Source organism: Thermogutta terrifontis (assembly GCF_002277955.1).
Taxonomy (GTDB): Bacteria; Planctomycetota; Planctomycetia; order Pirellulales; family Thermoguttaceae; genus Thermogutta; species Thermogutta terrifontis.
In genome coordinates this window covers 2,978,361-3,001,538 of sequence record NZ_CP018477.1, presented here as the reverse complement: position 1 = coordinate 3,001,538, position 23,178 = coordinate 2,978,361, and the positions used below count along the sequence as shown (strand labels likewise).

Below are 23,178 nucleotides of genomic sequence, written 5' to 3'. Positions count from 1 at the left end.
GGTGGGGAAGTCACGAGGGCCGCTTGCAGCGACGCCGGCGCAAGGGAGAGATGCGGCCGTTGGCGATTTGCCGCCGAGCCTTCAGAACGATCTGGGATTGATGAAAATCCTGGCCACATCGAATACTTCCAGTCCTACCTTGGAGGTGAAAAACGACAGTGTCCACCCAGTTCGGGCTCCGGGATCCCGTGTACCCAGGGTGGTCACCGGGGGGCTCCGCGTCCTGCTTGCGCTGATTGCCCGTCTGATCAGCGGGGCAAGTGTTCGCTGGGTGAATTGTCAGCCTGACACATGTCAACGCGTGTATTTTGCCAATCATACGAGCCATCTCGATGCGGTGGTCATATGGGCGGCGTTGCCTTCCGCCGTGCGGGCTGTCACCCGCCCGGTCGCAGCAAAGGACTACTGGGTGGCGAATCCGGTCCGTCGGTATCTAGCGTGTGAAGTTTTCAACGCTCTTCTCATCGATCGGCAGGAGATCAAGATCCACCACTCCCCGATCGCAGAGATCCTGGAAGCGATGGGCGACAAGTATTCGGTGATCATCTTCCCGGAGGGCGGGCGAACCCTCGGACCAGATGTGGCGCCGTTCAAGAGCGGCCTGTATTATCTCGCCAAGCGACGGCCGGACCTGGAGCTTGTGCCGGTCTATCTGGACAACATGAACCGCATCCTCCCCCGGGGTGAGTTTCTTCCAGTGCCGCTGCTCACGCGGGTCATCTTTGGTCCACCGATGTGGCTGGAGAATGGGGAACCAAAGCAGGCATTTCTGGAGCGGGCCCGGCAGGCGGTCGTCCGGCTCCGGGAACTGTAACCTGCGTGCCATTTACCTCTGTGATATATCCTGAGTGATTGAATTCTCTTCCCTGCGCTGGAATCCTCTTCGCTTGACTCTTCTTGGGAGCCCGCGAAAAATGCCAACAGCGAGGCACAAATTGTCCGGCGAATCTAGGCTGCTAATGCAGATTTGAGTGAATTTGCTAATTCGGACGGATACGCAGGTAATAGTATGGCTTCAGTTCCCCGATTGGCCCTTGGCACGCTGGATGGGGCAACAGACCCCTGGCCCTTACTACGGGTCCTGCTCCGGGGATTTGCCGCTCGCAAGGTTCATGTGCAGACGTTTCTTTCCCGGGCAGCTTTCGGGGGATTTCAGGAGCTTCGGGCATGGTCGGGGGCCACTCCACGGCATCTGGACAGTTGGTTGATGACCCCCACCCAGTGCCGTTCTTTTTTTCTTGAAGGGACGGAACGGGCCGATTTGGCGATCGTGCTCGGTCAGTATTCCCCGGCCAATTCGGCGTCAAGCGGTTGCCTATCGCTTCCGCCTGCACAGCCGGAGGACTCTGGTGAAAAAAGACAGGCGGACCTCGCAGGAAAAAGGTCCGTCTCGAAAGCTCCTTCCTGCTGCCTCCGCGCACTTCCCCGATGTTCACGAGGGGCTGGAGGAAATCTGGATGCGCTCTGCGATTGGCTCGGTCTATCGAAGTTGGCCATCTTCAGTACTCGCCAACTCACGCAGGTTGTGGCCAACCGTTGCAGTTTGCCGAGCGGATTGGATGGCCTTTTCCTCACCGATGCCGATCCCGGCATTCCACCCAGCCAGTACGTGGTGGACGTGGGGATACTTTTGGGTGTGCCGCTTGTGGGGATCGTTTATCATGGCCATCCGAATCGCCTTTCTGCCGTGCTGGACCGATCCCAGTGCTGGGTGGATGGAGGACTAACCCTGTGGTGGGATTTTGGGTTATTTCAGCGGATTGTCCGGACCAGTGCCGAGAGGCCATTTCCCCAGGATCCCACGACGATTTGGGATTTTCGGGGACGGCTCCAGGTGGCGATAGCGCGGGACGCCGTGTTCGGTTGCTACTTCCAGGAATCCCTGGAACTTCTGGAGCGAGCAGGGGCCAAAATCGTCGAATTCTCCCCTCTTCGGGACGAGCGTATTCCACCAGAAACGGACGTGGTCTACCTGGGCTGTGGAGAACCTCGGGAACACGCGGCTCGCCTGGCTGAAAACCACTGCCTGAAGGTCTCTCTCCGAGATTACGTCCGCCGGGGTGGCAGGGTCTATGCGGAAGGGGCCGGTGCGGCGTATCTCTGCGAATGGATGGAGGTCAGTACCGGTTGCTTCATTTCTGGGGCGGGAGTCCTCCCGGCAGCGGGGCGGCGTCTCCCACGATTTGGGGAGCCACTTCCGGTTACGGTGACGCTCCGATCGAGCACCTGGCTGGCGGAGGCGGGCACGGCGATACGCGGCTACCGGAATTCCCAGTGGTGGTTCGAGCCCGAGTCGGTTTCCACCGGCCTGGTGAAGGAGCCGGGCTTCGAGTACGACATCATCGGCAACGCGCAGGTGGTGGCGTCGATCGTGCACGTGGACTTTGCAGCCCAGCCCGCCTTACTTGCCCGGTTTTTTCAGAGAACCCCGGTGGTCAGTCCGGCACGCTCCACCAGCACGCTTTTCGTCCGCTGATGGAAAATCTGCCCCTCGACCGTTCAGGAATGTGCTTTCTTCGATTCGTACTGACGAGGGTCAGAAGAGCCGGCGGGCAAGCCTGGTCATTCCCGGGAAGGAGTCATCCGCCGCTGAATTTGATGAGGCTCACCGGGCGGTATCGGGCCAAACGTTCGGCCCCCTTGAGATCGGTCAGTTCGATAACAAAAGCACAGCCGACCACAATTCCGCCAGCCTTCTCTATAAGTCGGCAGCACGCTTCCACAGTCCCACCGGTTGCCAGGAGATCGTCGACCACCAGTACCCGCGTTCCCGGCTTGATGGCGTCTTTGTGCATTTCCAGGGTGTCGGTTCCGTACTCCAGAGTATAGGTGTGAGAAAAAGTTTCAGAGGGCAGTTTCCCCGGCTTACGAATGGGGATCAGCCCCACGTTCAGCTCCAGGGCGAGCGGGGCGGCGAAAAGGAAACCCCGAGCTTCGGCGGCTGCTATGGCTTCTACATCTCGGTCGCGGACGGCATCGGCGAGCTGCCGCACCGTTTCTCGCAGAGCTTCGGGAGAAGCCAGCAATGGCGTGATGTCGCGGAAAATAATCCCCGGTTTGGGAAAGTTGGGGATTGAGCGGATGTAGCTCGCGAGGTCAATTGTTTGTTGGCTGCTCATCGTGGAATGACCCTCCTTCTATCAAACCTCGTGCACTTATTATGAAGGCTGCCTTCTCGCCTGTAAACGGGCGAGTGTCCGAAGGGAGTCGCTTCACTCGCTTGGATCAGCCTCCGAAGAGGTCTCCGCCGACCGATCGGCAAACCGGCGGAGCTCTCGGTACTGCTGGAGCTTTTTTCGCAGCGTGACACGGTGAATTCCCAGATGCCGCGCCGCATGGATGTACTGGCCTCGATGGATTTCCAGGGCGGCTTCCAGGAGCACCGGTTCCACAAGCTGGAGAAACGCTTCGTACAGTCGGCCCTCGAGGGTCGGATCGGTCACGGCTTGCTGCACCCATTTCTGCACACAATCGCGAAGCGATTCTTCCTCCGCGACATCCTGCTGGCTGCGTGACAGGGCTGGCGGGAGGTGGTCGGCATGCAGGACGCCTCCTCGACTGACGATGAGGGCGTGCTCCAGGGCGTGCCGTAACTCGCGTACATTTCCCCACCAGGGACGCGCCAGAAGCGCCTCGCGAAAATCCGCGGACCAGGCCGGAGGTGCCTTTCCCGATTGCGCGGCCAGCCGTCCCAGAAAGTACTTTGCCAGCGGTTCAATGTCTTCCTTCCGCTCCCTCAAGGGAGGGAGATGGATTTCGAATGTCACAAGCCGATAAAACAAATCATGTCGGAACGCGCCCTCTCTGACGAGTCTGCGCAGATCCTGGTGTGTGGCCGAAATGAGGCGAAAATTGACCTGGACCGGTTTTGTGCCACCCACCGGGCAGAATTCGCGATATTCCAAGGCTCGAAGCAACTTGGCCTGAACGTTCAGCGGAATGTCGGCGACTTCGTCGATAAACAGAGTGCCCCCGTTCGCCCGCTGAAGCAGCCCCACGTGATCCGACTCGGCTCCTGTGAAGGCACCGCGCACGTGGCCGAAAAGTTCGCTCTCAACGAGCGAGGGACTGAGGGCCGCGAGGTGGGCGACAACAAAGGGACGATCGCGGCGAGGGCTGTAGTGATGAATGGCCCTCGCGACCAGTTCTTTTCCTGTCCCGCTTTCGCCGGTAATGTGCACTGCCGAATCGGTGGGTGCCACCACGGCAATCTGCTTGAAAACCGCTTGCATGGCGGGTGAAACGCCGATGAGCTGCAACTCGTTTCCCTGTCGGTCATCCGTTGCGTCCGGCGATGCGGTTTGCAAAGCCGGGGTGGCCAGGGCACGTCTGATGGCCTGGGCGGCAGTTTCCAGCGTGAATGGTTTTGTCAGATAGTCGAAGGCCCCTGCCTGGATTGCCTGGACGGCCACGTCCAGATCACCGTAAGCCGTGATGACAATGACGGGCAGTCGGGGGCGAAGTTGGCGAAGCTGCCGGAGGGCCTCCAGACCGTCCATCCCAGGCAGACGCACATCGAGGATCACCAGATCGCCGCGAGCTTCTTCCAGTTGGCGAAACAGGTCCTCTGCCGCCGTCAGCGTGATGGCGGAATGTCCCATCTGCCGGGCAAGCTTGGAGAGCGCCCAGCAGATATCCGGTTGATCATCGACAATCAGAATGTTCGCCATGCTTCACGCCTGCGATTCTACCGTTGACGGGTTTCCACTTGACGCGAGTGGGAATTCAAAGACAAACTCGGTCCACTCACGCTGGCGAGACCAGCTCAGCGTCCCGTGGTGTTGGGCGGCCACAGTCTGACAGACCAAAAGGCCCAGCCCAATTCCGTCCGGCTTGGTCGTGACGGGTGCTTTGAACAGTCGCTCCTGCACATGATCTGCCACGCCTGGCCCGTTGTCCCTCACCACCAGTCGCCCTTTGTTATCGCGGCGCTCGAGCAGAACCCACACCTGAGGCTGGTGAGAGCCCTGTCGGGCTGCCTCAAATCCATTGGTGATCAGATTGGCCATCAGTTGAAACAGGGCCCATCGATGTCCTTCCACAGGAAATTTTCCGTCGGAATCCGGTGAAACTTCCACCCGAAGTGTCACCTGAGCATGCTCGATGGCTGGCTGGAGCAACTCCAGAACCTCGTCCAGCAGCGCGCGTAGATCCACAAGTTCCGGATGCGGAAGTTGGGCGGTGAGGGTGAGGAATTCGCGAAGAGTGACCTCCATCACCTGAAGTTGCCGGTACGCCACCCTCAATTCGTCATCAGCCCCAGCCTCATGACAGGACTGCACATGGAGATCCACGGCCAGACGGAGCGCGGTAACCAGGTTTCTCAGTTGGTGCGCGAGTCCACGGCCAATCTCATGCAGCGCATGGTTGCGTTCTTCATCGCGGAGTGCCCGTTCAAACTCCTGTCGCTGGCGGATCATTTGCTGAATCGCCACGGCCAGGTCGCACACCTCGTTGTTGGTTGAAGGAATGGGGATGGAGGCATTCCAGTCCCGTGCCGCCCGAACGGTTGCCCTGGCCAGGTCGCTGAGTGGTTTGGCGATGGAACGCGCCAGCCAAATGGAGACAATCGCCGACAGGGCAACGGCACATCCGGCAGCAACGCCCGTCGCAGGAAGAATTGGTGCCATCTCCGACAGTAAGGCCGCTTGCTCGCGAAGAAGCAGTACGGCGTGGGCGTCGTCCGGTGAGCCCGTTCGATACGCCACGGGAATTTTTTTGACCCGGTACTGCTTGCCCGAGAGGTTCACTGTGCGGCTAGGGTCTCGACCTTCTGGATGCTGCCCGAGGATTGTGGTCAACACTTTCTCGTCGGTTTTATCGAGGGGAATGGTACTGTCAAGGATTTGTCCAGCGCGGGATGCGGTGACAAACTCCACTCCGGAAAGTTCCCGCATTTGTCGCAGCACACTTCTTCCCAGGGGAAATCTGGCGTGGGTGACGATGTCGGCCACGCGCTGTAACTCGCGTTCCTGACGTTTCTGCACGTGCTGGCGCCAAAACAACGCCGTGCCCAGGCCCGCCAGCAGACTGCTGCTCAGCGCTACCAAAACAAAGCCGGTAAACAATCGCCAGGCCAGCGACCGCCGCCGATCCGCCAGCCAGCGAACAGCACTTTGCGTAAATCCATACTGAAGCCGAGAGAGCAACATCACCACATTTCTACCGCGGACGGTGACAAAAAATCTGTTTGCGGAGCCAGGTATGGGGAGAAAGCGTCCTCTTTTGCTCAGTCTAAAGAATTCCTAATTGATACTGAAGCTGACAGATCCCTACTTTTCCACTGCCAAAGAGCGCGGACATCCGCACGGGCTTGTGTGGGAGCGACATCAGCCTGGTAGAACCCGTTTCTCAGGCTTGCTTTGGGAGTGACGCGCTTGTCATGTTCCTAGCGCAATCCTTAGATGACCAAATTCACCAACCGGGCGATAAACGGTCGGTTCGGCGGCGGGTTAAACGGTAGGGGCAATTCATGAATTGCCCCTACCACGCCTTGCGCCCGCGGCATCTCGTGGTTTTTGCAGAAGGGGGGATGAAGCGCGGGTCCTGACGTGCTTGAAGGGCACGGCTCTCCGACGTAGGATAGGGGCACGGTTAATCGTGGCACATCAACGCATGCACTGATGAGCGTGGTCGTGCTCGAGGAGTTAGCTCCCGGAAACGTCGCGGATCCTGCCCGCAACTCGGAGGTGACAAACCCATGAGACGGTACTTTAATTTGCCTGGATGTCTCTGCTACCTACAGATCACGCTAGCCGTTCTGATTGTTTGCAACTCTTGGAATGTTTTGCCGGTGTTCCCGGGCAGGCAGGCTCAGGCCGAGCAACCGAACGGCGCGTCCGTGGAAGTATTGTGGTCGCCGCAAAAGGCAGACGGTTATCGTTTGGAACGGGCGACAGCCGAGGTAGCATCCCGCGATGGGGTTTCGATCCTGAGGATCCGGCCGGAAGCGGGAGCAGACTCGGCAATGGTTCGCTTTCCAGCCCCTGAGAAGACCTGGAATCTGACGGCCTTTCGCTACGTCGGAATCGAACTTCACAATCCTTCCGCGGATACACTACGGGTTCAATGGCGAGCAAGGAGCAAGGGCAAGAATCTTTCCCGGGATTACATTCTGGAACCTGGCGAACGCGTGCACCTTCGACTGACGCTCCGCCGTGTCGTTCCCGAAGCGCTCAAGGACGTGTTCTTTGGCATGCGGGGATTTCCTGAACTGCTTGACCCAGAACGGGGCATCGACGTCGCTACCGTGGAAGAGCTGGCGCTCACGATGCGAGGTTTTTCCGCCAACACCGTGCTGGAAGTGCAAAAAGTGCTGGCCAGCGAAAGCTTCCAAACGCCCCCCTGGTGGAGTGGTGATACAAGCAATCTGTTCCCGCTGATTGACGAGTTTGGGCAGTACCGACATCGAGACTGGCCCGGGAAAATCCACAGCGCGGCGGAGCTGGCTGAAAGAATCCGGGAGGAGGATCGCGATCTGGCTGCCCATCCCGGTCCAGGCGATTGGGATCAGTTCGGCGGGTGGAAGAGCGGGCCGATTCTGGAGGCAACAGGTCACTTTCGTGTGACCAAACACGAGGGCCGATGGTGGTTGGTGGATCCAGAGGGGCGGCTCTTCTGGTCGCACGGGGTCGACTGTGTCCGCAGCACCACAGCGGTCACACCCATCACCGATCGTGAGCACTGGTTCCAACTCCCGCCGGTGGATAGTCCATTTGGCGTGTTTTACGGTCGGGGCTCATGGGCCCCCCACGGCTACTATCAGAAGAAAGAGTCGTATCGAACGTTTTGCTTTTCCGGCGCCAATCTCCTCCTAAAGTACGGCACGAATTGGGAAAAAACGTTCAACGAGCGAATGCATCAGCGGTTGCGGAGCTGGGGCATTAACACCATTGGCAACTGGTCGGACCCGGCTATTTACAGCATGCGCCGCACTCCTTATGTGGTGACTCTTTCCTCAGGCGCCCGCCGGATCGAAGGTTCCACCGGATACTGGGGTCGATTTGCGGATCCGTTTGATCCCGATTTTGACCGTGGCCTTCTGGCGGCGATGGAGCGGGAAGCCAATTCCTCGGCAAAAGATCCGTGGTGTTTGGGCTACTTCGTGGATAACGAGCTGAGCTGGGGTGACGAGCTTTCTCTGGCAGTGGCGACTGTTCGTTCGCCGGCAGATCAACCCGCTAAAAAGGTTTTCCAGGAGCGCCTTCGGCAAAAGTATGGAGATGTCGCCAAATTGAACGCCATTTGGGGAACAAGTTTTGCCTCTTGGGACGATTTCCTCCAAAAAACGGACGAGGTGGATCAGAAAAAGGCCCGCGAGGATCTGGCGGCCTTCTGCAGCGAAATTGCTGAAACATATTTCCGTCGCTGCCACGACGCCGTCAAAAAATTCGCGCCTGATAAACTCTATCTGGGCTGTCGATTTGCCTGGGTGAACGATCGGGCAATTCGTGCCGCAGCCTTGTACTGCGATGTTATCAGCTTCAACCGCTATGACGTCAGTGTGGCCTCGCTCCGTCTGCCCGACGGAATTGATAAACCCGTGATCATCGGAGAATTTCACTTCGGGGCCTTGGACCGGGGGATGTTCCACACGGGACTCCGCGAAGCCGCTGATCAGGCAGACCGCGCGGAATGTTATCGTCGGTACGTGAAAAGCGCCTTGCTCCATCCGCAGATTGTGGGCACGCATTGGTTCCAGCTTATGGATCAGGCCACCACCGGTCGGGGTGACGGTGAGAACTACCAGATCGGCTTTCTCGACGTGTGTGATACACCCTATCCCGAGATCATTCAGGCCGCTCGGGATATCGCATCCGTTATGTACACCCTGCGGAGTTCCCAGGGTCGTTAAACTCGGATTTCGCCGACCCAACGCGGCGAGTGTTAATTTTGGGGAGGAGATCTCAGCGATGAGTCACGTCAACATCCAACGGTGGTTTTTCGGCATGATCGGCAACTTGCTGCTGATTGTTGCCGGCTTTCAGACAGTGCCGTTGTTTTCCAGCACGGGCCTTGGGGAAGAGCGCCCGGCGGAACGTCCCAACATCTTGCTGGCGATTGCTGATGACTGGGCCTGGCCGCATGCTGGAGCCTACGGCGATCCGGCGGCGCGGACCCCCACGTTCGACCGCATCGCCCGGGAAGGTGTGCTTTTCACCCGCGCTCACGTGAATGCCCCGACCTGCACGGCGTCTCGCGGAGCGCTCTTGACCGGACAGGCCTCGCATCGACTGGAAGAGGGTGCCAATCTGCACAGCCGTCTGATGGCCAAATTCCGCTGCTATCCCGATGTTCTGGAAGAAAACGACTACGTCATCGGCAGCATGCGCAAAGGCTGGGGCCCCGGCTCCCTGGAAGGGACGGGAAGAAAGCGGAATCCGGCAGGTCCCTCCTTCAAAAGCTTTGAACAGTTTCTGAAAACTGTCCCGCCTGATAAACCTTTCTGCTTCTGGTTTGGGACATCTGATCCCCACCGACCATACGAAAAGGGTTCGGGCGAGGCAGCCGGCATCGACCCCAAACGGGTCCGTGTGCCGCCGTTTCTCCCCGATACGCCTATCGTGCGAAGTGATATTGCCGACTATCTGTTTGAGGTGGAACGTTTCGATCGAGAGCTGGGCGAAGCTCTGGCATTGCTCGAAAAGAGCGGTCGCCTCGATAACACCCTCATCATCGTGACTGGCGACAACGGGATGCCGTTTCCCAAGGCTAAGGCGACGTGTTACGATGCGGGTACCCACGTGCCGCTGGCAATCTGCTGGCGGGCCCGCGTGCCGGGTGGCCGGATCGTGGACGATTTTATCTCGCTGACCGACGTAGCTCCCACAATCCTCGAGGCGGCAGGTTTGGAGCCGCTTCCTGAGATGACCGGCAGGAGTTTCCTGAACATCCTGCTGTCCAACCAGTCGGGGCGGGTGGATCCTTCACGCGATCACGTGTTTACAGAACGCGAACGCCACACCTGCACCCGACCCAACAACGCGAGTTATCCAATCCGTTCCATCATTACGGAACGCTGGCATCTGATCTGGAATTTGCGCCCGCAGCTCTGGCCGGCTGGCAATCCACCGGAGGAAAGCGTGGGGCGGGACTACGGCGATATCGATGGCTCGCCCACCTGGTCAGAGATGCTCGCACGCAAAGACGACCCGGCAATCCGCCCGTTCTTCCTTGCGGCAGCCGGAGCCAAACGGCCCGAATTCGAGCTCTACGATCTCCAGGCGGACCCCGGCGAGATGCACAATCTATCGGGAAAACCGGAACTTGCCCAGGTCGAGAACGAACTGAAAGCCAAACTGCGCGACTGGATGGTCTCGACGGGAGACCCCCGGGCACTGGGCGACACCGATTACTGGGACCGCGCACCGTACTATGGAGGCGAAGGTACGGTCCGACGCAACCGTTGACGATCCGGATGGTTGACGGCATCTCGTGATCATGTCCGCCGACTCGGCTAGAATGGCAGCCAGCCAAGTGGGGGTCAATGCTTTGGGCCGACGGTAAGAATCGGTGCTTTGTGCGAGAACATCGCGTTTACGGGGGACACTGTCAGTCAATCACGAAAGGAGAAGGTCATGCGATTTTTCAGCTTGCTGATTCTGAGTAGCATCCTGACTGGGATGGTAGGTGTGGCCCTGGCGGCGGAACCTGGCGAAAACAACGTGCCGCCCCCCGGTTTTGTGGCCCTGTTTAATGGGAAAGATTTGACCGGTTGGAAGGGCCTCGTGGGAAATCCGGTCACTCGGGCTAAAATGTCGCCTGAAGAGCTGGCCAAGGCCCAGGAAATCGCCGATCAGCGGATGCGTGAACACTGGCATGTGGAGGATGGCGTCCTGGTGTTTGATGGAAAGGGCGACAACCTCTGCACTGCCCGCGATTACGGCGACTTCGAGCTTTGGGTGGATTGGAAAATCCTGCCCCACGGGGACTCGGGAATTTATCTCCGGGGATGCCCCCAGGTCCAGATCTGGGACGCCAACGACCATCCGGAGGGTTCAGGGGGACTTTACAACAATCAGAAGCACCCGAATAAGCCGCTCAAACGGGCGGACAAACCTATCGGTGAGTGGAACCGCTTCCGCATCCGGATGATTGGAGACCGCGTGAGCGTGTGGCTGAACGGAGAACTGGTGGTGGACAACGTGGTGATGGAAAACTACTGGGAACGTGACAAGCCCATCTACCGCACCGGCCCGATCGAGCTTCAAAATCACGGCAACAAACTCTATTTCCGCAATATCTTCATTCGGGAAATTCCTCCCGAAGAAGCTCAGCAGCAAGCGGGAGCGCACTGATCCGGGTGGTCGTTTGTCCCAGCACTTTAGACAGTTGCCGAATACCGGAGATATCTGCCACGGCTTAGTTGGCTGCCTTGTTTCCTTTGCACACAATGCAGCCTGGCAGCCAGGACTGCTCTGAACCTTCAGCAAATGGGGATGCCCCATGCGATTGGCACCGTTGGGCCTCGTGATCGCGGTTCTCGCCACGGTGAGGGCTTCGGTTAGTTTCGCAGAGCAGGGGAGAGAACTCCCGTGGAGGGATGTCTCCGAGGCGGTGACCTGGCTGGAATCCCAGGCGAGAAGTCTGGTTCGGGAATGCCGCCGGACACTTCCGGACGGCCGGGCTGTTTTTCCCCCTCAGGTAGGCATCGGCTATGAGGCTTTCTGGCTCCGCGATTACGCGTACGTGCTAGAAGGAGCGGCCGATGCCTTCACTGAAGACGAACTCCGTAACTGCCTGGCCATCTTTCTGAATGCCCAGGCACCCGACGGCACATGCGTCGATTGTGTCACCTTCGACGGCAAGCCCATCTTTAAGCCCGGGATGGGCACCATGGGGGAAAATCCGGTTGCCGATGGTTCCCAGTTTCTTGTGGATGTTGCCTATCACACCTGGAAACGCATTAAAGACCCAGAGCTTCTGCGGGAAATTCTTCCGCGTCTTGAAAAGGCGCTCGCCGTCGTGCCCCGAGAGCCGAGTTCTGGACTTGTTTGGATTGATCCGGCAAAAGAATGGGACCGTTGCCCCTATGGGTTCACGGACACGGTTGTCAAAAAAGGGGCGGTTCTTTTCTGTTCCCTCTTGCTGTATCAGGGTTACCAGCAAATGGCTGAGATGGAGTCGGCCGCCGGAAACTCAGAAAAGGCGACCGGTTATGCGCGGGAGGCTGCACGTCTTGCCGAGGCGATCCGCACAACGCTGTGGGATGAGAAGATCGGTCTCTTTCTGGCGGCCACGCATCAGTGCGGACAGCCTGACATTTGGGGATCGGCGTTCGCCGTCTATTTGGGGGTTGCTTCACCCGGCCAGCGGCGCAAAACAGGTGCCTATTTTCGCAATCATTACAGCGAGATTGTCCAAAAAGGGAAAATCCGCCACTTGCCGGGCGGTAGCTATTGGGAAGTCTGCAAGGCACCTCCCGAGACGTATCAAAACGGCGGTTACTGGCCCGTTCCCGCAGGCTGGTTTGTTGTGGCGCTGGCCGAGGCGGATCCCCCGCTGGCTGAGAAAACAATTCTCGACCTCGCGGCAGACTGCCACCAGCGAGGGTTCGTCGAATGGGCCAACGGGGAAGTTGTCCGGCTTCCCAAATACGTTGCCAGTGCCACCGCTCCCCTGCCCGGGTTCAGGCAGTTCTTGAAGACGCGAAAATAACCACGCCGCCGGCCATCTACCCACCGGTAATGTCAGCGCTGTGCTGCTTGACGCACCAGAAAACGTGCTAAGCCGCTCCCTCAGGCGTGGTGGAGAAGTTTCGCGGAAAAACTCCCCCCTGAGTGTTATCTCAGGCGGGATCATTGTGGGGATGCCCGGTTTACCGATTTATCGTGGGCAGTCGCGGGGATTACGAGAGCGTAATGGATTGCGTTGGGCACACGTCAACGCAGGCCCCGCAGTCGCCGCAAGTATCCGGGTCAACGTGAGCTTTTTCATTTTCAATCTTGATGGCATCCAGAGGGCAAGCCTGCACGCATTCACCGCAACCGTTGCATGTTTCCTGATTGACAACTGCTGGCATCGCTTCGGCTCCTTAGCTTGTGCTGAAGTGACTTCGTTGTGTCAAAACGAAACCCAAAGGGTGCTCGAATTGTCACCCTATTTATTTTGTACGTTCAGGGCGTCAAAAAAGCTCATGAAAGCGACGGGGAAAAACGTTAGTCTAATAGTGGAGGTTTTCCGCGCGAATAGGGACCGTCTCCGTGTGGGCCTCATAGAGAAAGCCACTGGGTTGGATTCGCCATGCCAGTCGAAGCTCACAGCCGCCCGAAATTAGGGCAGCCCGCGCCGGAATCGTGAAAGGTTCGAGTGGTCGATCGGGCCTGAAAGTGAGCCGTTTTTTGAAAAGCAACACCAACGAGAAGTGGTCAGGGCGACGGCGTGGCGGTTGAAGACCCTTGCGGCTGCGGCGGGGCGGTCTCCTCACTAGAGACTTCGCCGTGGCGCCTCTCGTATTCTTCCGTCAGGACGTTGGGGCAGACTTCATCCACTCCACACGTGGGACAGACAATGCGAACGAGTTCGGCACCCGTGATTTTCAGGTTATACCTCTCACACAGGGCAAAGAGTTCTTGGAGGTGTTTGCAGGTCATACTCGGGTCCTGATTCTGACAAAGTGGATTGATGCCGCGGAAGCCGTAATTTTAATCCCGCCGAGGCCGCTGGTTTCCGCGTGCGATTGGTCTTCCCGTGTCACCTCATTTTATTCGGCAATCTTGCGGAAATGAATCGTACATTGCATATTGGCAGAGAATGAGAATCGAGATTGCGAGCTTTGGTATTCTGAAAAAAGTGCGAAAGACAGGTTATATGAGCGGAATGGATTGGGTTCAGCGAGAAATCGAGCTGCCCCGGTTTGGAAAAGGATTTCATCCCATCACCCGACATATTGTCGAAGCGCTCCCGGAGTTGCGGCAGTTTCAGTGCGGCCTTCTCCATGTGTTTCTTCAGCATACGTCGGCTTCCCTAACCATCAACGAATCTGCTGATCCCGACGTGGCGGCCGACCTCGATCGCCTTCTGGATCATCTCGTCCCGGAGGGCTTTCGGTATGTGCACACGGTGGAAGGTGCTGACGACATGCCTGGCCACGGCAAATGCTCGATTCTGGGCTGCAGTGTGCTCATCCCTGTTCGCAATGGTCGGCTGGCCCTGGGCACCTGGCAGGGGATCTTTCTCTGCGAACACCGCCGACACAATTCAGGGCGGCGGATCGTGCTGACACTGTTTGGCCACAAATCCTCTGACTGACCAATTCGATTTGCTCTGAGAGGGGCCAGCAACCGCGGCGCATGCCATCGCAGTTCGTTTGTTTATTTCCTCCATGCTTCGTATGTTTTCTGATCTGTCTTGCGACTAGCGCAGGCGCCATCCGGGACGCTCGTCCGAAGGGCGGGGTGTTAAGATGACCCGATTTGTCAAAGTTTAACGATCAACTCGTCGATAACAATTCCGCAGGATTTAACGCGCTTGTTGTGGTTTGGGTGGCGCGTTGATGCCCGCTAAAAGAGCTGCTGCTTCAGAGAGGATATCGCCCATGAAGCTGCCGAGAGGCATGCTCACCGTGGTCTGCGGAATTGTGTTCGCCGGGATGCTCGGTTGCCGTCCGCAGCAACCGTTTTTCCTCCATGAAGACGGCGATCTTTCCCACTACGTCGATAAGGCCACGCAAATTGAATATCCGGACGTAGAAGCTAATTCCCTGGACGAAGTGCAAAAGGCGTTGCCACCATTTACGATTTCCAACAGTGAGGTCAAAGAGTACTGGGATCTTTCACTCGAAGAGGCGGCACGGATCGCGCTTCAAAACAGCAAGATCATCCGCAGTCTGAATCAACCGGACGTTGGTGCACCGCGTCTCCCTGAGACCACGCTCACTGTGGCTCCGGAAGGTACGGCATCGATTTACGACCCGGCGAGGCAGGAGACCAATCCTCGCACCGGTGTTGAAGCGGTGCTCGCCGAATTCGATGCTCAACTGAGTACCCGCTTGTTCTGGCAAAAACTGGACACCCCTCAAAACGTGGCAGGTTTTGTCACATTTTTTCGGCCATCGGCCTTTCGCCAGGACCTCGGCACGTTTCAGACGCAGTTGTCCAAGACTTACGCAACGGGCGGGACGTTCAGCATCAGTCACAATGTGGGCTACGAATGGAATAACGCCACGGCCAGCCGGGCCTGGCCCAGTCACTGGACAGCGAATCTTCAGGCAGAGTTCCGGCAACCGTTACTCCAGGGTGCGGGGGTGACGTTCAATCGGATTGCTGGTCCCAACACCATTCCCGGAGTGTACAACGGGGTGCTCATCGCGCGATTGGAAACGGATCAGCGGCTGGCGGAGTTTGAACAGTCGGTTTCGGAACTCCTCCTGGACGTGGAAAAGGCCTACTGGACCCTGTATCTCGCGTATCGCCAGCTCGACACGGTCATTGCCGGACGGGACGCCGCCCTCCAGACGTGGCGGCAGGTTCGGGCGAAGTACGAGGTTGGCGGTCGTGGAGGGAGTGCCCAGGAAGAGGCCCAGGCTCGTCAACAATACCTGGCCTTTCGCGCTGCGGTGGAACAGTCACTCAGCTCGCTCTACAAAGCGGAAAACAATCTCCGCTACCTGATGGGGCTTGCCGCCACCGATGGACGACTCATCAGGCCCAAAGACGAACCCACCCGGGCAAAGGTCCAGTTTGACTTTTACGATGTCCACGCCGAGGCCCTTGTCCGCAACCCGCTCCTTCGGCGGGAGAAATGGCGTGTGAAGAAAGCCGAGCTGGAGTTGATCGCGGCCAAGAATTACCTTCTCCCCCGCCTGGATTTCTTCGGGTTTTACCGATGGAACGGCCTGGGACATGACTTGCTCGATCCCGATAACAGCAGGTCCAACGCCTACGGATCGCTCACGTCGGGCGACTTCCAGGACTGGGAGCTGGGCATGGAGTTGCAGATTCCGATCGGTTTCCGGAAGGAACTTGCTGCTGTCCGCAACGCCCAGCTCAACCTTGCCCGGGAAAGAGCGATCCTCCAGGAGCAGGAGCTGGAAATCTCCCACCAGATTGCCTGGGTCTTGCGGGAAATCGACGAGTATTACACACTCGCCCAGACGAACTACAACCGAACGGTGGCCGCCGAAAACGAAGTCCGCGCGGTCACGGCGATGTACGATGCGGGGACGGCCACGCTGGATCTTCTGCTTAACGCGCAGCAGCGTCGAGCGGAAGCGGAAATTCAGTATTATCAGGCCCTCACCAAGTACATGTTCGCGATCAGCCATCTCCACTTTCGGAAGGGTTCCCTCCTGGAATACAACGGTGTGTATCTCACTGAGGGTCCCTGGCCGGAAAAAGCCTACTTCGACGCCCTTCGCCGGGCTCGGGCTCGCGATGCCGGAATCTATCTCAACTACGGCATGACCAATCCGCCGGTATTCAGCCGCGGGGAATATGATCAACATGCGGGGCGACGGGATTCGGACTCCGGTAATCCGTTCACTGCGGAGGGCGAAAACGCGACCGAATCCAAGACCGAGCCGAAGGGGCCCGAGGTGTTACCTGCTCCCAAGCCGCAGAAAAGCACCGGCGAAGAAGGCCCGGAGGTCCCACCTCTTCCATCCACGACCCGGCTCAGTCCCCGTTCTGATTCGGGTGCAAAAGAGGGTGGCTCCACCCTGCGCATCGTGAAGGCACCTTCGGTCAACTCGGGCTCGCAAGGGAGCCAGAACACAAGGGTATCCCATGGCAGGTCGTATGAGCGCGTTGCCTCGCAAGTTTCTCCCGGCGATCTAGAGTTGAGAGCGCTCGGCACGCATTTGCAGCCCGGCCGGTCATCGGCGCAGCGCGACGTGGCAACGCACAAAGCGGAGGGAACACTCGCGCAGAAGAACGGGGTAAGCGAGGTGGAACCGGTAGCCTGGGTGGGCGTATCGGACGACGTGCCCTCCACGAGCAAACCCGCGAATGCGCGGAACCAATCAGCCGAGGAGACACCGGCACGGGTGACCGCCGAATCCTGGCGGGCGATCAAACCCTGAGGTGGAACCGGCATCCGCCCCCACCGTCTGAACCTGGCGAGGAGTTGCCGCACTCCTCCCAGTTCGTGCCCGAACTGTGGGCTGCTGGGGATGGTCTTGAATTTGGAATTGCGATGGGACTGGCGTATCTTCTCTCTTCGAGCCAGTTTCCCTGCCCAGTTCTCGCATCACCCGCGTGGCGGGCGTTTCTCCTTTCAGGTGTGGGCGGACGACATCGAAGCTGGCTAGATTATAATGGGGCATCAGGAGCGACATTGATCCGCGCACGTGAGGCGGTGCAAACCCGTGATGCTCCCCTCTGTTCGTTTCCGCCAGCAACAGAAGACAGTCTTTTGAGTCGGGCGTATTTGCCTTATGGACAATGAAACGTTTCGCCTTCTCCAGGCCCTGCGGGACAATATCAACGGTGTGCTCCTCGGCAAACAATCTGTCGTGGAGATGTGTCTGATCGCCCTGTTGGCCGGGGAACACCTCCTCCTCGAAGATGTTCCAGGAGTGGGCAAGACGCTGCTGGGAAAGGCGATCGCACGAAGCATTGCAGGCGTTTTCCGCCGCATTCAGTTTACGCCGGATCTGCTGCCATCGGACATCACGGGAAGCAACTTATATCATGCAGATCGCCGCGAATTTGTCTTTTATCCAGGTCCGATTTTTGCTAACGTCGTTCTGGCCGACGAAATCAATCGTGCCACCCCGCGGACGCAGAGTGCTCTTCTGGAGGCCATGAACGAAGCCCAGGTGACTGTGGAGGGCAAGACATATCCGCTGCCCCGTCCATTTCTGGTCATTGCCACGCAGAATCCGCTGGAATTCGAGGGGACTTATCCTTTGCCGGAAAGTCAGATGGACCGGTTTTTGCTGCGGATTTCGGTAGGATATCCCGCCCGTGATTTCGAACGGGAACTATTGGAGCAGCACCGCAACGGGGAACCGGTGGACTCGCTCGAGCCGGTACTCACAACGGAGCAGGTGCTGGCGCTGCAGGCCGCCGTTCGTGAGGTCCGCATGGAGCGATCCGTGCTGGAGTATCTTCTCGACCTCGTGGAAGCCACTCGGAAATGCCCGGAAATCCGCGTGGGGGCCAGTGTCCGGGCGTCGCTGGTCCTTTACCGGGCGGCGCAGGCTCGGGCTTTTCTGGAGGGACGAGATTTCGTGGTGCCAGACGACATCCAGGCCCTTGCCGTGCCCGTCCTCGCTCACCGTGTCATCACCCAGGGGTATCTCCACGGAGGTCAGCGGGACGCCGTGGAAGCGCTCATCCGTCGCCTCGTTGAAGACACACCGGTGCCTGCGTGACGTTCGTTTGGGGGCTTAACGTTGCGCTATTCCTCTGAGTTGAGACTCACTGCCTTTCCACAGGCTCCGGGGCACGCTCGATCACGTGGTCGATCAGTCCGTAGTCGCGGGCTTCCTCAGCGGACATGAAACAATCGCGGTCCGTGTCTTTTTCGATTTTCTCAAGGGGGTGTCCCGTGTGTTTGATCAGGATGCGATTGATCCGCTCTTTGAGGTTCCGGAATTCCTTGGCGTGAATCATGATCTCGGTAGCAGTTCCTTCGACACCGGCCATCGGCTGATGGATCATGATCCGCGAATTAGGCAGGGCGTAGCGTTTTCCTTTTGTTCCTGCGGCCAGGAGCACGGCCGCCATGGACGCAGCCTGTCCGATGCAGTAGGTGGCGACATCGCAGCGGATGAATTGCATCGTATCGTAGATGGCCAGTCCCGCCGTCACACTTCCGCCTGGCGAATTAATGTAAATGTGCACATCTGCCTTGGGGTTTTCGGATTGCAGATAGAGCAATTGCGCGACCACCGAGTTGGCCAGTTCGTCCGTGATGGGAGCACCGATAAAGACAATCCGATCTTTGAGCAGGCGACTGTAAATATCCATCGCCCGCTCTTCCCGACCCGTCCGTTCAATAACAAAAGGGATCAGCGTCATGATTGAGTCTCCTGACAACTTCGCATTGTTTTCGTTGCGGCGGCTGCCTCACGCGTGCAGGTCCCGGTAAACCGCTTCAAAAGACCGCATGATTCGGAGAATGCAAGAAGTCCAGATGACAGCGGCTATTTCCTGGGCTGGCACTTTCTGGTTCATTCCAGTTCGTCTTCGGGTTTTTCCTGGGACTGTTTGGAAAGAATATCGTCCACGATACCGTAAGCCTTGGCTTCCTCGGCAGTCATGTAGAAATCGCGGTCTGTGTCCTTTGCAATGCGTTCGATTGGCTGTCCTGTATGCTGCGCGAGAATTTGATTAAGAATGTCCCGCGTGCGGAGAATCTCCTGTGTTTGAATCTCGATGTCGCTCACCTGACCGCCCACCTGGCCGTAGGGCTGGTGGATCATCACCTTGGAGTGCGGGAGCGCGAAGCGTTTGCCTTTGGTCCCTCCGGCCAAAAGGACCGCGCCTCCACTGGCAGCCAGACCCACGCAGTAGGTGGCCACCGGGCAACTGAGAATCTGCATCGTGTCGTAAATCGCCAGGGTAGCAGTGACACTTCCCCCGGGCGAATTGATGTAAAAATGAATGTCTTTCCGTCGGTTTTCGCTTTGCAAATAGAGGAGTTTCATGATGACCTCGCTCGCGTTGAGGTCGTAGATCGGCCCCTGGAGGAGGATGATGCGGTTTTCCAGAAGGAGGTCACCCAGCGTGAGTTGCCGCTGGCGTTGATAATCGCGATACCCGGCCTGCGCAAACTGGTCTATCGGGAATGGAAGCCACGGATTGACAGACATAGGCACGTCCTTTACCTGGTCAGTTGATCAAGGTCTTGCGGCGGGAAGCACTGCCAGCCGTCTGCCTCACACGCCGTCCAGTGGTGTTGAATTCAGGGGGCACAGGAAATGTTATCGTACCCGGCCCGGCAGGGCCCTGACAAGCGACCGATTGCCCTGACCCATCCCCACTTTTTTGAAAGGATCTGTCGGAATCTAAGGGCATGGCGCGAGGTAGGCGCAATTCATGAATTGCGCCTACCGACATACCGCTTGGCCCTGATGAAAGTATTTTCGGGGCGATTCATGAATCGCCCCTACCGCGTGCGGAGCGACTCGCTTCTCGGGGCCGCTTCTTCGGAGGGACCCGCTTGTCGGGGCCGATGAAAACTGATCGATGAACCATGCCTCCTCATCGGGCACGACGAGCGCGCCCCTCCGAATGATTTCTCGGAGGGCCCCGCTTGTCGGGGCCGCCGTTCAACGTTTGATCGTCCATTCCGTTTCAGCGGGGACTGAAGTCCCACGATGAAAGCGGGGCTAAAGCCCCGCACTCCATGGAGCCTACCGAACCACACCGCATCACCTAACGCTGAAAAGCGGACGCGACAAGCACGTCCCTCCGGGTTGACGTAAGCCGATGTGGCCTCCGCGTACCTATCGACGGGGGAAAGTGGAGGTAGTCCCTTTGGCAAGGCTTCCCACGTCGCGGCGGGCTTGCTTTTCACGGGCAGAAGGCTGGCGTATATTAAAAGATGCGAAAAATTAAGAAAAACTCGCAGTGAGTCGTCCTCGTTTTGTTGCCTCCTGCGGAGGTATTCCTCGTTAATGCGGTCCTGCGCCTGGTTACCGGGCTACTTGGGCAACCTGAGCACTTATGGCAGAAGCGTCCGAATCATCAAGCAAGCAGCGAACTGAGAATGATCCGTGGGCGAAGCTGGCCGAATTCCTCGGACTTCGGCCGGGGGACAGCGGTGCGGAGTCTTCGCAGCCTTCCTCCGGGTCCGCCACGCCTGTGGAAGGGAGTGCGACGGATCAACGGGACACTCCATCGGAATCGCAGCAACCTGGTGAACAGCCGAGTGTAGCGGTGACCCAGGCGTCTGGAAAATCGCCGGGGCCTATCACGCTCGAAGCAATCCCGGATCGCATTCCCTTGCGCCGGTGGACGCCGCGGAGTCGGTCGGGGGGTGATTGGGACGATATCGCAGCCCAGCTTGGGCTACGGCCCAAAGAGACGGCAGCCCCGGCCGAGGGGGTCACGTCCGACCAAATGACCGCCCGGCCAACGGGAGAGAAGGGCACTTCCGAGACGGTCGCCCCATCGACCGGTGCTCTGGAATGGTTTGCACCAGTCGAACAGACAATCGCTCCCGAGCCGTTCGAAGAGGCGTCTGTGGTGGCGGTGACCTTGCCACCGGAGGAGGAGGTACGGGAGGTGGTCCAGGCGGAGGTCACTCCGCAGGGCGATTGGCTGGAGGAGCAGGTGGTCGCGCCCGTGGAGGGAGAAAACCCTCCTGCCCCACTTGTGCCGGTGGTGGAAGAAATTCTGACGCCCTCCTCCGCGGGGCGTGCGGTGGCGGCGGATACAGCCACGCTTCAACCGGTTGTGGCTGATGTGTCGTCCGGGGAATCCGCGTCAGAAGCCGAGGCTCTAACGGGGGAAAAGAAAAAACGCCGGAGAAAACGTCGAAAGAAACGCTCCGGTGTGGCCCCGGTATCTCCGGAACCGTTTGAAGAAGAGCTTCCCGAGATCGTGGAGCTTGCCGTTAGTGGTGCGGAGGCTAACGGGGAAACAGGAGAATCTCCAGAAGAGGCGGAGCCAAGCCAGGCGGTTCGGGAGGAACCCGAGGTCGCGCCCCAGCGAAAACGGCGTAGTGTAACGTCCGCCGAGAGCAAGCCAGAAGAGGAGGAAGCCCACGAGACCGACGAGGAAGAAATTCCGCGACCATCGCACAAGGCGGTGCCCGGTTGGGCCGAGGTGGTTGGCTATGTTATCCAGAAGAATTTGGAAGCGAGGAGTCGGCGATCGGGGTATGGCTCGCGGGACCGGCGGCGTTAAGATAACGCACTGCGAGAACTCTCCCGATTGGAGGGCCCGCTTGTGGCAAAACGTGCCATAAGAGCCTTAGGGCTTTTGGGGGCGGAAGATGACACCTGTTTATTTCGGGAGGTGGGTTATCAGTGACGCTCTGACTTTTGACTGAGGGAAAGCAAGGATGAGCGAAGCCCTCGGATTGCTCATATGCACTGTTGGGTCTCTATTGGCCGGTGTTTGCTTTGCCTGGTTTTTCTACTGGCTGGAGCGGTACCGGTGGCAGGAGACCTATTTACTGGGGTGCGTGTTTGGCTGGGGGCTCGTGGCCGGGGTGTTCGCTAATTTATTCCTGGGGTTGCTTGTGCCCTGGAATATGGCGTTTCATCTGGAAAGCCAGGCCCTGGAGGTGCCTCGTCGGTTTCTTCTTGTGGCTCCCGCTGTGGAAGAGGGCCTTAAGGCGCTCGCCATTCTGGCGGTGATGCTGATGTTCCGCAAACAGTTCGGCTATCTCTCGGAGGCCATGATCTACGGGGGCGTCATCGCAGCGGGGTTCGCCGCCATTCAGAATGTGTTTTATCTCTATCTGGCGGGGTGGCAGCCGGCGGGATATGGCGGGATGGCCAGCGTGTTCGTGAATCGCGTGGTTGCTGGGGGATTCATGACCACGCTTTGTGGGGCGGCCATCGGGGCCGCGCTGGCCTGGGCGCAAAGCCGTCCTAAACTGTGGCAGCGCTGGCATACGGCAATCACCCTGTGGAGTGGCGTGTACGGTGTGCGTGTTCTAAGAAACGGGGCCGTGCTGCTTCTCAGCGAACGCATGGGTTATTCTCCGGTCAGCGTCGCCGGCTGGGTCGACGGGTTGGCGTGGCTTGTCGCCGTGTTGGTGGTGATCGCTATTTTGCGGCGAGAGTACGGGTCCTTTGTGCGGTATCTGGAGGAGCAGGTGCGCGAGGGCCGAATTCGGCCTGACCAGGCAGCGCTTCTTCGCAGGCGATTTTTGCCCGCCCGGCTGCGAATCTTCCTCCCCATTAACTATGATGCGACCTGCAGGGCGGTGGTTCTCTGCAGCGAACTGGCACTTCGGCAGGCAGCCCTTTCCAGTGACCCGGACACTTCGGGGATTCAACAGAGAGTCCAGCAGGAGTTTGCAAGGCTCGTCTCGCAGCTCTCTCAGGCCTCCTAACAGTTTCGCAGGCTCTTTTCAGTCTCCGGCCGAGTTGTTCCTGGATGTATCAGTTTCGGCCTCCGGTACAACCGCTCAGAGGGCAAATCGTCACCGTGGGTGCCCGAGTCATTCCTGCTTCTCAATAACCTCTGAGATGCCACAAGCGCAACGTGCTGTAGGGGCAATTCATGAATTGCCCCTACCGGTCCCGGGGCCCGGATAAAATGGGCCCGCAAA

Annotated in this window: 18 protein-coding genes; 11 read left to right on the top strand and 7 right to left on the bottom strand. The window is 58.5% G+C overall.

From position 1 onward, the window contains the following. The first annotated feature begins 1 nt into the window (after position 1). Both THTE_RS11165 and THTE_RS11160 read left to right on the top strand, forming a co-directional pair. Positions 2–814 carry a lysophospholipid acyltransferase family protein gene (locus tag THTE_RS11165; protein WP_237260122.1) on the top strand — a complete coding sequence of 271 codons (813 nt, stop codon included), beginning with the start codon at positions 2–4 and terminating at the stop codon, positions 812–814. 195 nt (positions 815–1,009) lie between these two features. Further along, on the top strand, positions 1,010–2,476 hold the full coding sequence (locus tag THTE_RS11160; RefSeq protein WP_095415517.1) for a hypothetical protein: 1,467 nt from the start codon (positions 1,010–1,012) through the stop codon (positions 2,474–2,476). Between the two features lie 103 nt (positions 2,477–2,579). Here the strand turns inward: THTE_RS11160 and THTE_RS11155 are convergent, their stop codons facing one another. From THTE_RS11155 to THTE_RS11145, 3 genes are all read right to left on the bottom strand, one after another. After that, positions 2,580–3,119 carry an adenine phosphoribosyltransferase gene (locus THTE_RS11155; RefSeq protein WP_095415516.1) on the bottom strand — a complete coding sequence of 180 codons (540 nt, stop codon included), beginning with the start codon at positions 3,117–3,119 and terminating at the stop codon, positions 2,580–2,582. Between the two features lie 93 nt (positions 3,120–3,212). Next, the gene (locus tag THTE_RS11150; protein ID WP_095415515.1) at positions 3,213–4,670 is read right to left on the bottom strand and encodes a sigma-54-dependent transcriptional regulator; all 1,458 of its coding nucleotides are present in this window, start codon (positions 4,668–4,670) and stop codon (positions 3,213–3,215) included. Between the two features lie 3 nt (positions 4,671–4,673). Further along, positions 4,674–6,152, bottom strand: coding sequence for a sensor histidine kinase (locus THTE_RS11145; protein ID WP_095415514.1), 1,479 nt, complete (start codon positions 6,150–6,152; stop codon positions 4,674–4,676). Positions 6,153–6,700: 548 nt separating this feature from the next. On the opposite strand from THTE_RS11145, the gene THTE_RS11140 reads away from it, so the two are divergent. The 4 genes from THTE_RS11140 to THTE_RS11125 all read left to right on the top strand — a co-directional run bounded on the left by THTE_RS11140 (position 6,701) and on the right by THTE_RS11125 (position 12,657). Further along, the gene (locus tag THTE_RS11140; RefSeq protein WP_095415513.1) at positions 6,701–8,854 is read left to right on the top strand and encodes a beta-galactosidase; all 2,154 of its coding nucleotides are present in this window, start codon (positions 6,701–6,703) and stop codon (positions 8,852–8,854) included. 58 nt (positions 8,855–8,912) lie between these two features. Next, a complete protein-coding gene (locus THTE_RS11135) occupies positions 8,913–10,409 on the top strand; it encodes a sulfatase family protein (RefSeq protein ID WP_095415512.1) in 1,497 nt (498 codons plus the stop codon). A gap of 168 nt (positions 10,410–10,577) precedes the next feature. Then, positions 10,578–11,297, top strand: coding sequence for a 3-keto-disaccharide hydrolase (locus THTE_RS11130; protein WP_095415511.1), 720 nt, complete (start codon positions 10,578–10,580; stop codon positions 11,295–11,297). A 148-nt stretch (positions 11,298–11,445) separates the two neighbouring features. Continuing rightward, the gene (locus tag THTE_RS11125; RefSeq protein ID WP_095415510.1) at positions 11,446–12,657 is read left to right on the top strand and encodes an MGH1-like glycoside hydrolase domain-containing protein; all 1,212 of its coding nucleotides are present in this window, start codon (positions 11,446–11,448) and stop codon (positions 12,655–12,657) included. 190 nt (positions 12,658–12,847) lie between these two features. Here THTE_RS11125 and THTE_RS18695 read toward each other — a convergent pair whose 3' ends face one another. Together THTE_RS18695 and THTE_RS17995 are read right to left on the bottom strand one after the other, a co-directional pair. Then, entirely contained in the window at positions 12,848–13,021 is a 174-nt protein-coding gene (locus THTE_RS18695) for an indolepyruvate ferredoxin oxidoreductase subunit alpha (RefSeq protein WP_095415509.1), read from the bottom strand. A 346-nt stretch (positions 13,022–13,367) separates the two neighbouring features. Beyond that, positions 13,368–13,592, bottom strand: coding sequence for a hypothetical protein (locus THTE_RS17995; protein ID WP_157732032.1), 225 nt, complete (start codon positions 13,590–13,592; stop codon positions 13,368–13,370). 160 nt (positions 13,593–13,752) lie between these two features. Between THTE_RS17995 and THTE_RS11105 the strand changes: the two genes are divergently transcribed. From THTE_RS11105 to THTE_RS11090, 3 genes are all read left to right on the top strand, one after another. Continuing rightward, positions 13,753–14,250: a secondary thiamine-phosphate synthase enzyme YjbQ gene (locus THTE_RS11105; protein WP_476718186.1), complete on the top strand. Its 498-nt coding sequence runs from the start codon at positions 13,753–13,755 to the stop codon at positions 14,248–14,250. A gap of 286 nt (positions 14,251–14,536) precedes the next feature. Next, positions 14,537–17,020 carry a TolC family protein gene (locus THTE_RS11100; RefSeq protein ID WP_168175840.1) on the top strand — a complete coding sequence of 828 codons (2,484 nt, stop codon included), beginning with the start codon at positions 14,537–14,539 and terminating at the stop codon, positions 17,018–17,020. A 354-nt stretch (positions 17,021–17,374) separates the two neighbouring features. Continuing rightward, entirely contained in the window at positions 17,375–18,316 is a 942-nt protein-coding gene (locus THTE_RS11090; protein WP_095415504.1) for an AAA family ATPase, read from the top strand. A gap of 46 nt (positions 18,317–18,362) precedes the next feature. Here the strand turns inward: THTE_RS11090 and clpP are convergent, their stop codons facing one another. Both clpP and THTE_RS11080 read right to left on the bottom strand, forming a co-directional pair. Then, entirely contained in the window at positions 18,363–18,965 is a 603-nt protein-coding gene (gene clpP / locus THTE_RS11085; RefSeq protein ID WP_095415503.1) for an ATP-dependent Clp endopeptidase proteolytic subunit ClpP, read from the bottom strand. A gap of 152 nt (positions 18,966–19,117) precedes the next feature. Beyond that, positions 19,118–19,759, bottom strand: coding sequence for a ClpP family protease (locus THTE_RS11080; protein WP_095415502.1), 642 nt, complete (start codon positions 19,757–19,759; stop codon positions 19,118–19,120). A gap of 856 nt (positions 19,760–20,615) precedes the next feature. Here THTE_RS11080 and THTE_RS11075 point away from each other — a divergent pair. Further along, positions 20,616–21,800 (top strand): hypothetical protein, encoded by a 1,185-nt coding sequence (locus tag THTE_RS11075; protein ID WP_095415501.1) that lies wholly within the window; start codon positions 20,616–20,618, stop codon positions 21,798–21,800. Positions 21,801–21,957: 157 nt separating this feature from the next. Further along, entirely contained in the window at positions 21,958–22,959 is a 1,002-nt protein-coding gene (locus THTE_RS11070; RefSeq protein WP_095415500.1) for a PrsW family glutamic-type intramembrane protease, read from the top strand. The last annotated feature ends 219 nt before the right edge of the window (positions 22,960–23,178 follow it).

What these genes read in the sequence shown, in the direction of transcription:
- clpP (WP_095415503.1), bottom strand. Translation starts at nt 18,965, where the DNA reads ATGACGCTGATCCCTTTTGTTATTGAACGGACGGGTCGGGAAGAGCGG.
- THTE_RS11140 (WP_095415513.1), top strand. Translation starts at nt 6,701, where the DNA reads ATGAGACGGTACTTTAATTTGCCTGGATGTCTCTGCTACCTACAGATC.
- THTE_RS11105 (WP_476718186.1), top strand. Translation starts at nt 13,753, where the DNA reads ATGAGAATCGAGATTGCGAGCTTTGGTATTCTGAAAAAAGTGCGAAAG.
- THTE_RS11145 (WP_095415514.1), bottom strand. Translation starts at nt 6,152, where the DNA reads ATGTTGCTCTCTCGGCTTCAGTATGGATTTACGCAAAGTGCTGTTCGC.
- THTE_RS11160 (WP_095415517.1), top strand. Translation starts at nt 1,010, where the DNA reads ATGGCTTCAGTTCCCCGATTGGCCCTTGGCACGCTGGATGGGGCAACA.
- THTE_RS11070 (WP_095415500.1), top strand. Translation starts at nt 21,958, where the DNA reads ATGAGCGAAGCCCTCGGATTGCTCATATGCACTGTTGGGTCTCTATTG.
- THTE_RS11100 (WP_168175840.1), top strand. Translation starts at nt 14,537, where the DNA reads ATGAAGCTGCCGAGAGGCATGCTCACCGTGGTCTGCGGAATTGTGTTC.
- THTE_RS11155 (WP_095415516.1), bottom strand. Translation starts at nt 3,119, where the DNA reads ATGAGCAGCCAACAAACAATTGACCTCGCGAGCTACATCCGCTCAATC.
- THTE_RS11130 (WP_095415511.1), top strand. Translation starts at nt 10,578, where the DNA reads ATGCGATTTTTCAGCTTGCTGATTCTGAGTAGCATCCTGACTGGGATG.
- THTE_RS11150 (WP_095415515.1), bottom strand. Translation starts at nt 4,670, where the DNA reads ATGGCGAACATTCTGATTGTCGATGATCAACCGGATATCTGCTGGGCG.
- THTE_RS11125 (WP_095415510.1), top strand. Translation starts at nt 11,446, where the DNA reads ATGCGATTGGCACCGTTGGGCCTCGTGATCGCGGTTCTCGCCACGGTG.
- THTE_RS11090 (WP_095415504.1), top strand. Translation starts at nt 17,375, where the DNA reads ATGGACAATGAAACGTTTCGCCTTCTCCAGGCCCTGCGGGACAATATC.
- THTE_RS17995 (WP_157732032.1), bottom strand. Translation starts at nt 13,592, where the DNA reads ATGACCTGCAAACACCTCCAAGAACTCTTTGCCCTGTGTGAGAGGTAT.
- THTE_RS11075 (WP_095415501.1), top strand. Translation starts at nt 20,616, where the DNA reads ATGGCAGAAGCGTCCGAATCATCAAGCAAGCAGCGAACTGAGAATGAT.
- THTE_RS11080 (WP_095415502.1), bottom strand. Translation starts at nt 19,759, where the DNA reads ATGTCTGTCAATCCGTGGCTTCCATTCCCGATAGACCAGTTTGCGCAG.
- THTE_RS11135 (WP_095415512.1), top strand. Translation starts at nt 8,913, where the DNA reads ATGAGTCACGTCAACATCCAACGGTGGTTTTTCGGCATGATCGGCAAC.
- THTE_RS18695 (WP_095415509.1), bottom strand. Translation starts at nt 13,021, where the DNA reads ATGCCAGCAGTTGTCAATCAGGAAACATGCAACGGTTGCGGTGAATGC.